This is a genomic window from Rhodococcus sp. IEGM 1409, from assembly GCF_030056735.1.
Lineage (GTDB): Bacteria > Actinomycetota > Actinomycetes > Mycobacteriales > Mycobacteriaceae > Rhodococcus_F.
The window spans coordinates 364,814-377,570 of sequence record NZ_JASHKN010000002.1 but is presented as its reverse complement, the minus strand read 5'-3'; the positions used below and the strand labels follow the sequence as shown (position 1 = coordinate 377,570).

Genomic DNA, 12,757 nt, shown 5'->3' with positions numbered 1-12,757 from the left:
CCCCGCCGAATACGACACCGGCCCCGCCGAATAGGGCTCTCACGCGCACACGAGTTGCTTGCGTGGGCGCCCCCTCGGTCTCTTGCGCGCTATGACGGCCCCCTGATCAAGGATCTCGCCTCCCCATACCCCCCAAGGCTCGGCGCGGTCGAGAGCCGCACTGAGACAACGGGAACGGATGGGGCACTGCGCGCACAGTGCCTTGGCCTGCTCGAGTTCGGCCGGAGATTCGGCGAACCAGAGATCGGGGTTGGATGCCCGGCACGGCAGGTCGCGGCGGGTGGACGCGACCTCGATGAACGTCACTGCAGCCGAAGTGACGTCGGTGGATGTTACTGCAGTGGTGGAGTTTTCGGATTCCACGCGGATTGTCTGGGCAGACAACTCGGTCTCCTAGTGCTCGGATGCGAAACTGTGTCGCACGATATGGGTTCGATGGGTGCGAACCTGAGCCGAGTCGGAAACCAGATCAAGAGGGGTATCCAACACAAAGGCCACGGTCCGCAGGGGCTGCGGGTCCGTGGCCGTAAGTGAACGGATGTGTCCTACCGAGAAATACCTCGATGGCTTAAGAACACGGACTCGACAGCTGCTTTCTTTGCTGCTGCTTGAGGGCGCAGGCGGAACGCATGCTGCGCCCATCCCGCTGCACGCGGCAGCATGGGGGCGGCAACTGCGAACTTTGCGCTTGCGCACGCTTCGTAAGAGATCAAGTTCGTCATTTATTTGCCACCTCCATTTCGTGTCGGTCCGGATAGTTTCTGCGCACAGGTTGCCCCGTAACACTGAAAACCAGAGTAGAGAATCTGTCGAATCTGCACAACCTATTTTTGACCTGCGGTTATGTAACTCACGGTTGTCGATTCAGATGTGTTGTCAGATATCGAGTGTTGCCGCTCGCAGTTCGCCGCGAATGACAGCAAGTACGTCTTCGCCGAAATTGTCGAGTTTCTTCGGCCCGATTCCGGGAATCGAGACCAGTCCGCGATTGTCTTGTGGTCGTTGTTCGGCAATAGCCATCAGTGTGTTGTCGCTGAAGACGACATAGGCCGGAACTTTGAGTTCACGGGATTTGTCCAGTCGCCAAGCCTTGAGATGTTCGAGCAATTCCAGGTCGACATTCGACGGGCACTTCTCGCAGCGCCCGAGCATTGTCGCCGACGTCCCGATCAACGGTTTACCGCACACGCGACAGCGCGGACGCTTCTTGTTCCCCGACGACGGCGCGGCGACGCGCGAGGCCGGCGAGTCCTCCGGGATGAGCCCGTTGAGGAACCTCGACCGGCGACGGGACTTGCGTCCACCCTCATTGCGAGCCAATGCCCACGAAAGCTGCAGATGCTCGCGAGCGCGGGTCACCCCCACGTAGAGAAGCCGACGCTCTTCTTCCACCGCGACGTCGTCGGCGCCCGAATTGGCGTCGCCGAGAACGTGTTGGATCGGCAGGGTGCCGTCGTTGAGGCCGACCAGGAACACCGCATCCCATTCGAGTCCCTTGGCCGCGTGGAGCGAAGCCAGCGTCACGCCCTGCACTGTCGGTGGGTGCCGCGCCTCGGCTCGGGCCGTGAGCTCTTGCAGGAGCCCGGTGAGCGTCAGTTCGGGTTCGTGGACGAGTTGTTCTTCGGTCAGCGCCACGAGAGCCGAGAGCGACGCCCAGCGCTCGCGTGCCTGCGTACCCGAAGGTTCTTCGTTGGTCAGGCCGAGCGGCGCGAGTACAGCGCGAACGAGTGAGACCAGCGCTTCGCCGTTGTCTGCGCCTTCGGGGAGGTCGTCGCGTCCAGCGGACTGGCGCAGCGCTGCCACTGCCTGACGGACCTCGGTGCGGGTGAAGAAGCCCTCTCCACCGCGCACCTGGAACGGGATGCCGAGCTTGGTAAGCGCCTGCTCGTGCGCCTCGGACTGGGCATTGATCCGGTACAGAACAGCGATCTCGGCGGCGGGGGTGCCTGCCGCGATCAGCCGTTTGATCGCCCGCGCAACGCCGAGCGCCTCGGCCGGCTCGTCGTCGAACTCCATGAACTCCGGCTCGGGCCCCGGTGCGCGTTGCCCGATCAGCTGCAGACGCGTCCCGGCGATCCGCCCGCGCGCCGCACCGATCACGCGGTTCGCCAACGACACGACCTCAGGCGTGGAGCGGTAGTCGCGTTCGAGCCGGACGACAGTCGCCTCGGGGAACTTGCGGGAGAAGTCCAACAGATAGTTCGGGGTGGCGCCGGTGAAGGAGTAGATGGTCTGATTCGCATCGCCCACCACGGTCAGATCGTCGCGGTCGCCGAGCCAGGCGTCGAGCACGCGCTGTTGAAGCGGGGTGACGTCCTGATACTCGTCGACCACGAAGCAGCGGTACCGCTCGCGGAACTCGTCGGCAACCGTCGAATGCTCTTCGAGCGCAGCCGCGGTGTGAAGTAGTAGATCGTCGAAATCCAGGAGCATACCGTCCTGGCCACGTGCCTTCAGCTCTTCGTATGCCGCGTAGACCTGGGCAACCTTGGTGGCATCGACCGGCGCCTCGCGACGAATCTTGGCTATCGCGCGTGGGTAGTCCTCCGGCGCGATCAGTGAGGCCTTGGACCACTCGATTTCGCTGGCGAGGTCCCGGACGCTTTCAGTGCTGGTGGACAATCCCACACGAGCTGCGGCACTGCTGACAACCGCAAACTTTCGGTCGAGCAGACGCCACGGCGTGTCACCGATCACCTGCGGCCAGAAGTACTTCAGTTGACGAAGAGCTGCGGCGTGAAAGGTGCGAGCCTGTACCTGCGGCCCAGTCCCACCAACCCCCAGCTCACGAAGCCGTCCACGCATTTCGCCGGCCGCACGAGCTGTGAATGTCACGGCAAGCACCTGCCCGGCCGAGACATGACCGTCGGCAACCAGATGCGCGATCCGGCGCGTGATGGTGCGGGTTTTGCCTGTTCCAGCGCCCGCGAGGACACACACCGGGCCGCGTGGCGCGAGCACGGCGGCCGATTGTTCTGGATCCAGTCCGGTGTCCGCAGGCATGGGCACCATCATGGCAGGAGGTTCCGACACGCCATTCGCCGCGCCCGACGGTATGTGGGCAAGAGAACACGGGCCGATACGGAACAACGCTCGGCGTCGTGGTGTTATATCGGCCGTGACTTCTACCGAAAACGCGCCTGCCCTGACCATCTACTCGACTACGTGGTGTGGCTACTGCCGCCGCCTCAAGACGCAGCTCAACGCGTCGGGGATCGAGTACACCGAGATCGACATCGAGAACGATCCAGCAGCAGCCGACTTCGTCGGCAGCGTCAACGGTGGCAATCACGTCGTTCCGACCGTGAAGTACGGCGACGGCAGCGTCGCGACCAACCCGTCGCTCAACCAGGTCAAGCAGGCCCTCGGTCTGTAGCTCTGTTCAGGCTGCTATTTGACCCAGCCCTTATTTGACCCAGCTCTCGAGCATTCCGCGGGCGATGGAGATCGATCCGGGTAGCAGCAGTGGTGCGTCCGCTTCCGAACCCCAGTCGCCGAGTTCGAGAGCGGCGCGCACCTCGTCCTTGGTGAACCAGGTGCCCTCGGCGATCTCGCCGTCTGCGAACAGCAGCGGAGCGGCGGGATCCCCGATTGCGGCGAAGCCCAACATCACCGAGCGGGGGAACGGCCAGGGCTGGCTGCCGAGGTATCGGACGCTGTGCACGTCGATACCGACCTCTTCCTTGATCTCGCGTACAACACACGTTTCGAGCGACTCCCCGGCCTCGACGAATCCCGCGAGAATCGAGAAGCGCCGCTGCGGCCAGGTCGGCTGACGCGCGAGCAGAACTCGATCGCCGCCGTCATGCACCAGGCAGATGACCGCCGGATCGGTTCGGGGAAACTCCTCGTGGCCAGTGGACGTGGAGATGCGTGACCAGCCGGACATGGTGGGCTCACTCGGTGCGCCGTCGATAGCGCTGAATCCGGCACTGTCGTGCCAGTTGAGAATCGCGACGGCACCGGTCAACAGGCCGGCGTCCGCGTCGTCGAGTGTTCCGCCAAGCATCCGCAATTCGGACAACGTGCCTGTCAGCAGCGACACCCGCACCGCCCATACGTGGCGATTCTCGCGAATTCCCAGGAACACCGCACCGCGCACCGGTGCGGGACCCAGTTCGGTTGCCTCGGCGAAGACCAATTGACCTTCCGGCGACACCCTGACCTGACCCCGTGAATTCACACGTAGGAGCAGCGCATCCGCCCAACCCGTGGTCAGCGCGGCGGCATCCGACCGCAATTCCTCGGCGCGGCCGACGCTCGAACGTGAGAGCAGAGGTGTTTCGGTCAGCTGGAAGTCGTTCACGCTCACGACATTACTGCGCGCACGAAGCTCGGTAGCACTCAGTTCGTGACGCGCCGGATGTACAGCAGGCGATCGTTCTCTTCGACGGCGTCCACCTCGGGCGAACCGACGCGAACCAGACGGCCGTCGCGAACGACTCCGAGCACGATGTCGGAGAGATGACGCGGAGAGCCACCGACCTCGTCACGCTCGACGGCACGCTCGGCGATCGCGAATCCGGCTTCCGGAGTCAGCAGGTCTTCGATCATCTCCACGACGGTCGGCGTCGTGGTCGCGATGCCGAGGAGTCGGCCGGCTGTCTCCGACGAGACGACCACCGAGTCTGCGCCGGACTGACGGAGGAGATGCGCATTGTCAGCTTCACGGATGGCTGCGGCGATCTTGGCCTTCGGCGCAATTTCCCGAGCTGTCAGCGTCACGAGCACTGCGGTGTCGTCGCGGTTGGTTGCCACGATGATCGACGACGCATTCTGTGCGCCTGCCAACCGAAGTACGTCCGATTTCGTAGCCGAACCGAATACCGTCACCAACCCCTTGCTGGCAGCGGAATCCAGTACGGCCTGATCTGTGTCGACGACCACGATCTCCGACGCCGGCACACCGTCCCCGAGCATGGCTTCGATTGCCGTACGTCCCTTGGTGCCGTATCCGACGACGACGGTGTGATTACGCACGTGCTGCCTCCAACGCTGAATTTTGAACGCCTGACGCGAACTCTCGGTCAGAGCTGAAAGTGTGGTGCCGACCAACACGATCAAGAAGAAGATTCGAAGTGGCGTGATCAACAGGACGTTGACCAGGCGCGCGGACGGCGTGAACGGGGTGATGTCGCCGTAGCCGGTGGTCGAGAGCGAAACCGTCGCATAGTAGATGCAATCGAGCAGGGAAAGTTCGTTGTCCTGAGCGTCACGGTAGCCCGCACGATCGATGTACACGATCAACACGGCGGCGCCGAGAGCACTCAACGCGATGAGAACTCGCTTGTAGATGGCCCGAGCTGGACTGGTCTGCAGCTGGGGTATTCGCAGCACCCCGACTAGGGCGAAGTCAGGCTGATCGGTCAATGCTTCCGACCTGGTCAAACGCGCCCGGAGCTTACCGGCCATACATCGACTCTCTCACTCGAACTTACGAAATACCTACACGGACATCGGCAGGCAGCGTAACCCTCGAAGATCGACTTCGGAACTCGGGCGCCGAATAGCGCGCCGGTAGTGGCGCCGATACCGGCACCGGCACTGGCAAGTGGAGCCACCGTCAGGCAGGCTGGGCAAATGCCTTTCACCAGTTCGACGTCCACTCCCAGCCAAGCAGCCGCTCTTCGTTTGTCGGCCATCCTTCTCGGCGCCGGAACCATGCATTTTGTAGCGCCCTCGTTCTTCGACAGCACCGTTCCCCGCCAGCTTCCCGGCCAAGCACGCACCTACACGCAGGTGTCGGGTGTCGCGGAATTGGCGATCGGCGCGGCCTTGGCAGTGCCGAAGACTCGCAAGCTCGGCGCGGGCCTTGCCGCCGCGCTCTTTGTTGCCGTGTTCCCCGCCAACATCCAGATGGCGATCGACTGGTGCCGAAGCCCGAAGACGTCCACACCGCAGAAGATCGGTTCGATCGCACGTCTCCCCCTGCAGGTTCCACTGGTGACCGAAGCGCTCAAGGCTCGTCGAAACGCTAGCTAGTCCTGCGCCCCCGCCGTTCGGATGAGGTGCGCGAGGGCCTCACCGTCCGGCAGGTTCTCGGGGGCGATGGTGCGACCCGATCGCACGTAGTGAAACGCCGCGCGCACCTTGTCTGCCGGGAACTGTTCGTTGCGCCCCGCCGAACGAGCTCTGGCCGACATCAACTCGGCCCAGGCCACTCGATACGCGGCCAGCTGCATGACAACCGCGTCCTCGTTGGCGGCCGAAGGTTCGGCACCGGTCTTCCAGTCGATCACCGTCCACCCGCCGTCGGGATCGGCGAACACGGCATCGATCCGGCCCCGCAGAACCGTTCCCGCGATAGAAGTCTCAAAGGGAACCTCCACTTCGATCGGGCTGCGATTGGCCCACGGGGACCGCAGGAATGCATCCTGAAGTTTCACCAGATCGGTCTCGGGGCCCGCCCCGGTATCCGCGGCACCTGGTAGTTCGTCGAGATCCAACAGCCGGGTCGCACCGAACCTTCGCTCGATCCAGGCGTGAAAAGCCGTGCCGCGCCGAGCGAGCGGATTCGGTGGGTACGGCAGTGGTCTACGCAGACGTGCCGCGAGTTCGTCCGGATCGGCTTTGAGGTCGACGAGCTGAGTCACCGAAAGCTGCGCCGGGAGAATCACTTCGGCACGCGCGTTTGCCCGGGCTTCGCGCTCGGCCAAGAGAACGTCGACGTCCGAAGCCCAGTTTTCCGGATCGTCCTCCGGTTCTTCCGTCTCTTCAGTGCCTTGCGGCAGCGATGCGAGAGCGGACAGGACGCTCGCGGCTCCCGCCTCGACGGCCCCGCGGCGCGCACCCAGCGGATCGGGTGGCCACTGCGCCGTGCGGGGCGTGGAGGCCAACGGGTTGTCGGAGTCGGGTTCCGGTGCCGGCGCCCATTCCTCCACGACGCCGATCGCACCGTGTGAGCCTTCTTCGCCGGCGTCGTTTTCGGCCGTGACCATCTGATGCAGCTCGTCCAGGAACTCCGAAGGCCCCTTCGGTTCCGAACCGGATTCTGCCCAGTGATGAGCCGAGATGAACAGTGCCCGTTCGGTTCTGGTCAGCGCGACGTAGAACAACCGCCGGTCCTCGTCGAGTCGACGGTTGGACAGTGCCTTCTTGTGTGCCGTTATCGCGTTCTCGAGGTCTTTGCGGTTGTACAACTCCTCGAGGTCGAGCACGGGCACACCGTCCGCCGAATCCGCGTCGACGGCCCGGTCACCGCGCAACGACGGTGGCAGTTCGGCGAGAGCACCGAGCCAGGACCCGGACGCGGTGGACGAGGGGAACACCCCGTCGCTGACATGCGGGATCGCCACCACTTCCCATTCCAGACCCTTCGCCGAGTGCACGGTCAAGATCTGCACGCGATCCGGCGCCACCTCCACTTCGCCCGGAGTGAGGCCCTTTTCGATCTGTTCGGCGGCCGCGAAGAATGCGAGCATCCCGGTCAGATTGGCCGTCGGACGGGTCGCGTAGTTGGCGACGACGTCGGCAAACGCGTCGAGATGCTCGCGACCTGCGGTCCCGACGACACCGACTCGGGTCCGCGCGCCCGCCTCGATTCCGATACCGAGCACCCGCTCGACCTCCGCCACCAATTCGGTGAGCGGCTGGCCGATACGTTCACGCAATGACGCCAACTCTGCCGCTATCGCGTTGATGCGCGTGTACCCGAGGGCTGAATAGCGTTCTGCCGGACCTGGATCGGAGATCGAGTCGACCAAACCTGCTTGCTCGGCGTTCTCCCCCGGCAATGCATCGTGGACCGCAGAGGTGAGCGCCTCGGCGTCGGTGACCGCACCTGCCGTTCCGTATCCCGCGGAAATGGCGAGCTCGCGGGAGCGTTGTGCGAGCGCGGCGAGGTCCTTCGCCCCGATTTGCCATCTCGCGCCGGTGAGTAGCCGAACCGCTGCGCTGCCTGCCAGTGGATCGGCGACCACCCGGAGCATCGCGATCACGTCCGCCACCTCGGGTGTGTGCAGAAGCCCACCGAGTCCGACCACTTCGACCGGCAAACCTTTGGACCGCAGAGCTTCGGCCAGCGGGGCAGCATCCGCGTTTCGGCGGATCAACACCGCTGCCGTGGGCGTCGGGCGGTCTTCGGTACGTGCCGCCTCGTATTCTTCGGCGATCTTCTCCGCCACCCACTGACGTTCCTGTTCGACTTCACCGAGCAACGCCAGTCGAACATCTCCGGCGACGGCTCCCGGCCGAGCACGAAGAGTGCTGACGGCCACACCGCGTCGACGCAACGGCGCCGAAGACAGGTTTGCCAACTCGAGAGCCTCCGGCGGATTGCGCCAACTGGTGAGCAGTTCGAGTGTCGGAGCCGGCTTTCCGTTGGCGAGCGGGAAATCGGTTGCGAACCGTGGCAGGTTGGCCGCCGACGCGCCGCGCCAACCGTAGATCGACTGCATCGGATCGCCGACGGCCGTCAACGCCAACCGGCCGTCAGCTCCCCCACCGAACAACGACGACAACAACACTCGTTGAGCGTGACCGGTGTCCTGGTACTCGTCGAGAAGAACTACCCGAAAGCGCTCACGCTCGGTCTGTCCGACCTCGGGATGTTCGGAAGCGACCCGCGCCGACAGCGACATCTGACTTCCGAAGTCCAGTGCTCCTTCACGCCGCAGCGTCTCCCCCAGCCGGGCCACGAGGGGCAGCAGTTCGATCCGTTTATGTTGCACATCAAGGTAGTTCAGTAATTCCTTGCTCGGTCCACCTCGCTGTTTCGGACCGGCAGGCAGAGTGTGAATCAGCTTGTCCAACTCGGTGTGCGCCTCGAGCAGCTGCTCGGGATCGACCAGATGCTCCGCCAACTGACCGGCAAGGGCCAGAACGGTTTCGGTGATCGACCCCGGATTCTTGTCGGTGTCCAGATCGCTGTCCCAGCCGCTCACCACGCGGTGCGCAATCTGCCACAGTTCGGTCTCGGACAACAACGTCGCCGAAGGTTCGATGGGCAACAGCAGTCCGTGCTCGGACAGCAACCGTCCCGCGTACGCGTGGTAGGTACTGACTTCGGGTTCCCCGGCCAGAATCCGGGAACGCACTCCGCCGGTCGGGTCGAGTGCCCGCAGAACGTCCGAACCCGCCAGCCGCGCCAAGCGCTTGCGGATTCGCGACGTGAGCTGTTGCGCCGCTTTGCGCGTGAAGGTCAATCCGAGGACGGCCTCGGGATCGACGAAGCCGTTGGCCACCAGCCACACGACGCGAGCAGCCATCGTCTCGGTCTTACCGGCACCGGCGCCGGCGACCACCAATGTCGGACCGAGCGGTGCGGCGATCACTGCCGACTGCTCCGGCGTCGGCGGGTGCTGACCGAGCGCGACCGCGAGGTCGACAGGGTCGATCTTCGGTCGGCGTGCCTTCTGCGTCGCGGCAGCCACTTAGTTACTCACCTGTCGTCCCTCGTCGTGTGCCGGGCAACTCGAACGCACCGGGCAATGTCTACATCCGTCGTTGACCCGGGCCAGGTACTCGGGTCCTTGGGTCGCTGCCGCAGCATTGTGAATGACATCTCGCCACATCTCGACTGCTTCGGCAGTCAACGGCGGCTGAACTCGCTGCGCCGCACCGTCCTTCTTGTTGGACTTGGCCACGAATACCAGGCGTGCGCCGCCGGGTTGTGTCGCCGGTTCGCCTGCTATCGCACCTTCGGCCGCTGCGACCTGGTACGCCGCCAACTGAGCGTGAGATTGCACGGCCTCGTTGCTGACGGGATTTCGCGCAGTCTTCACGTCGACGACCACCGGGCGTCCTTCGGCGTCACGCTCGAGCCGGTCGATCCGGCCGCGAAGCTTGACCGCAGGCGCTCCTTCTTCGCGCGGTTCGAGGACCCCCTCCACCGCGACCTCGACGCCGACTTCGGTCAGTTCACCGCGAGTTGCGTTCATCCAGGCGGTGAACGTCGCCAGCATTTCGCGCGTTCGATTGAGTTCGCGGCGCGAGTACCACTGCGAACCCAGATCGATCGACTCCCAGGCATTTTCGAGTGCCTTCTCGACCTGGTCCGGTGGAATCCGGCCGGCCAGTGCCTGCACCAAAGTATGGACCAGGGTGCCGGCGATCGCGTGAGTGTTGTCTCCGTCGCTGCCACCATGACGCTCGAACACCCATCGGAGAGGGCATGTTTCGAGAAGCTCGATGGTGGACGGCGAGAGTGATACCGGTCCGTCCTCGGGTTGCCACATGGGAGCAGCGGTGCTCGGCTCGGCTGTGCCGTACCACTGATCCGGATGCGCGCCTCGTACTCCGGCAGCAGCGAGACGCGCCAACTGGCGGGCGGCACGGGAATGCTTCTCGGGGTCGAAATGCGCGATGTCGGGATCACACACCACACTGCGAAGCTGTGCGACCAGTGCCGGCAGCGACAGAACACGGGTATCTCCGGTCTCCGGTGCAACGACGTCGAGATCGGAGGTCGGGTCGTCCGAGTACACATCACCACGGATCAATTCGTCCACGAACCGCGAAGGCACCAGATCGGTGTCCCCCGAAGCCGATTCGACTGCGGTGATCAGCAGACGGCGGCGAGCACGGCTACAGGCGACCAAGAACAACCGGCGTTCTTCGGCCAGCAGCGGCGCGGTTCGGGAGAGTCGTTCGGCGGCCGAGTCACTGCCGTCGGAGACTCCGTTGACCAGGTCGATCAGCGCTTCGGTACGCAGCAGCGATCCGCGTGCCCGCAAACTCGGCCAGAGCCCCTCCTGCACACCCGCCACCGCCACCACCGCCCATTCGCGACCCGCTGCGGCGTGAGCGCTGACCACGGTGACGGCGTCGGGAGCGATGACCGATCGGCTCCGCGAGTCGGTCGGTATCTCCTGGCTGGTCAAGTAGTCGACAAAGCCGGCAAGTTGCGAACGCGGCAGCCGGTCGACGTAGCTGGCGGCCGCGTCGAACAGTGCGACGACGGCGTCCAGGTCGCGATCGGCTTGTGAGCCGATAGGTCCCCCGCGCGCCGACGCAGCCGCCCAGCGCCGTTCCAGTCCCGTCGCCTGCCAGGCCGCCCACAGAACTTCCTCGACCCCGAGACCACGCTCGAGAGGTACCCGGGCCTTGCGAAGGACCGACAGCACTCGATTCAGGGCGGCAGCCTCGACGTCCGTCAGTTTGCCCATGAGCCGCTTGGACTGCGCACGATCCTCGTCGATCAGGATCAGCCGCAACAACTCCGACGAGTCCCGATCACTTCCCGACGCCAACTCGACGCGGCGCAGACCACGACGCAACCGGCGCAAGGTGACCGGTTCGGCGCCGCCGACGGGGCCGGCCATCAGGGCCAGAGCGTCGTCGCCGGTGAACTGATCGCCGCCGAGCGCCCGAAGGACCAGCAGCAGGCCGGACACTCCGTGTTGCCTGGCGAGCGGCAATTCGGTGGCAGCAGTGGTGACGGGCACCCCCGCTGCGAGCAGCGCCCGACGGAGTGGCGCAAGGGTGCGCGGGACCGACCGCACGATGACGGCCATGTCGGACCACGCAATCCCGTCCAGCAGATGCGCCCGGCGCAAGGTATCTGCAACAACTGCCGCTTCTTTGGCCGTCGTGCCGAGAACACGCACCGATGCCCGTCCTGGGTCCTCATCGGTGAGATCGGACGGAACCGCGATGCGGTGAGCAAGGTTGCCGGGCAGCCGCGCAGCGATCTTGGCCGAGATCGACGCGACGTCGGCATTGTTTCGAAACGTGGTGGGCAGGATGATTTGACGCTCGTCTCCGCGCTCGGCGAGTCCGAGCAGGAACGCCGAATCCGCACCGCGGAACCCGAAGACGGACTGATCGGGATCGCCGGCGACGACAGTGCCTGCGGTTCCGGTTCCGATCAGTCGAACCAGTTGCGCTGCCTGAGGATCCAGGTGTTGCGCGTCGTCGACCAGGAGGTGCCGGATGCGGGCGCGCTCGGAACGGAGCAGCTCGGGGTCGGTGGCAAACGCGGTCAGCGCGGCGCCGATCAACTCAGCTGCGTCCAGTGCCGGCGCCGTGGCCTCCGGAGCCTCGACGCCGACGCTTCCGCGCAACAGCACACCCTGTTCGTAGGCCTCGGCGAACCGGCCCGCCGCCACCCACTCGGGTCGGCCGCGCTTCTTGCCGAGCTTGACCAGATCTTCGGGGCCGAGTCCGCGTTCGTTGGCTCGCAGCATCAGGTCTCTGAGTTCGACGGCAAAGCCGTTCAAGCCCAGAGCCGGTCGCAGGCGCTCCGGCCACCGCAGTGCACCGTCTTCGATGTCGCCACGCAACATCTCTCGCAGCACCGAATCCTGCTCGGCGCCGGTGATCAGGCGTGGCGGCGCGTTGCCGTGTGCTGCGGCTTGAAGCCGAAGAACGGCAAAGGCGTAGGAGTGAACGGTGCGGACCAACGGCTCACGAGTTGCCTGCGGTCCGCGTTCTTGTTCGTACCCGAGCAATCCGGCTGTGATCTGCTCTCGGACCTGCGTCGCTGCCCGGCGTGACTGGGTGAGCACCAGGACCGACTCAGGATCTTCGCCACCGGAGATCTTCTGTACTGCCAGATCCACGAGAAGGGACGTCTTGCCGGTTCCAGGGCTGCCGAGTACCTGCCAGGGATTCCAGGCAGCCGCCGAGCCGAATGACGCCGAGCCGAACGCGAGCTGGAACGGATCCTCCGACGGCGGAGCGAACAGCCGTGCCGTCCCTTCGTCCCACGTTCGAGGTAGCGGAGACGGCGCAGTTCGGTGCACCAACCGCGCCCGCGGAATGGTGACCTTGCTGCGTGTTGCCGTCTCACTCACCCAGGCATTCCACCAGAGCGCAC

8 protein-coding genes are annotated in these 12,757 nt (G+C 64.8%); 2 read left to right on the top strand and 6 right to left on the bottom strand.

Annotated elements, in window-relative coordinates; genetic code table 11:
- Positions 1-39: 39 nt before the first annotated feature.
- On the bottom strand, positions 40-306 hold the full coding sequence (locus QM716_RS07730; RefSeq protein WP_283303974.1) for a WhiB family transcriptional regulator: 267 nt from the start codon (positions 304-306) through the stop codon (positions 40-42).
- Positions 307-876: 570 nt separating this feature from the next.
- Entirely contained in the window at positions 877-3,015 is a 2,139-nt protein-coding gene (locus QM716_RS07725; RefSeq protein WP_283303611.1) for an ATP-dependent DNA helicase UvrD2, read from the bottom strand.
- Positions 3,016-3,118: 103 nt separating this feature from the next.
- On the opposite strand from QM716_RS07725, the gene QM716_RS07720 reads away from it, so the two are divergent.
- On the top strand, positions 3,119-3,376 hold the full coding sequence (locus QM716_RS07720; protein ID WP_003942350.1) for a mycoredoxin: 258 nt from the start codon (positions 3,119-3,121) through the stop codon (positions 3,374-3,376).
- A 30-nt stretch (positions 3,377-3,406) separates the two neighbouring features.
- Here the strand turns inward: QM716_RS07720 and nudC are convergent, their stop codons facing one another.
- Both nudC and QM716_RS07710 read right to left on the bottom strand, forming a co-directional pair.
- A complete protein-coding gene (gene nudC / locus QM716_RS07715; RefSeq protein ID WP_283303610.1) occupies positions 3,407-4,306 on the bottom strand; it encodes an NAD(+) diphosphatase in 900 nt (299 codons plus the stop codon).
- A gap of 38 nt (positions 4,307-4,344) precedes the next feature.
- Positions 4,345-5,412 carry a potassium channel family protein gene (locus QM716_RS07710; protein ID WP_230812664.1) on the bottom strand — a complete coding sequence of 356 codons (1,068 nt, stop codon included), beginning with the start codon at positions 5,410-5,412 and terminating at the stop codon, positions 4,345-4,347.
- Between the two features lie 168 nt (positions 5,413-5,580).
- On the opposite strand from QM716_RS07710, the gene QM716_RS07705 reads away from it, so the two are divergent.
- Entirely contained in the window at positions 5,581-5,982 is a 402-nt protein-coding gene (locus QM716_RS07705) for a DoxX family protein (protein WP_230812662.1), read from the top strand.
- Here the strand turns inward: QM716_RS07705 and QM716_RS07700 are convergent.
- Both QM716_RS07700 and QM716_RS07695 read right to left on the bottom strand, forming a co-directional pair.
- A complete protein-coding gene (locus QM716_RS07700; protein WP_283303608.1) occupies positions 5,979-9,371 on the bottom strand; it encodes an ATP-dependent helicase in 3,393 nt (1,130 codons plus the stop codon). The two genes, QM716_RS07705 and QM716_RS07700, sit on opposite strands and share 4 nt — an antisense overlap.
- A complete protein-coding gene (locus QM716_RS07695; RefSeq protein WP_283303607.1) occupies positions 9,372-12,734 on the bottom strand; it encodes an ATP-dependent helicase in 3,363 nt (1,120 codons plus the stop codon).
- Between the last annotated feature and the right edge of the window lie 23 nt (positions 12,735-12,757).

Coding starts and splice junctions, on each gene's coding strand:
- QM716_RS07725 (WP_283303611.1), bottom strand. CDS start 3,015: ATGATGGTGCCCATGCCTGCGGACACCGGACTGGATCCAGAACAATCG.
- QM716_RS07710 (WP_230812664.1), bottom strand. CDS start 5,412: ATGGCCGGTAAGCTCCGGGCGCGTTTGACCAGGTCGGAAGCATTGACC.
- QM716_RS07705 (WP_230812662.1), top strand. CDS start 5,581: ATGCCTTTCACCAGTTCGACGTCCACTCCCAGCCAAGCAGCCGCTCTT.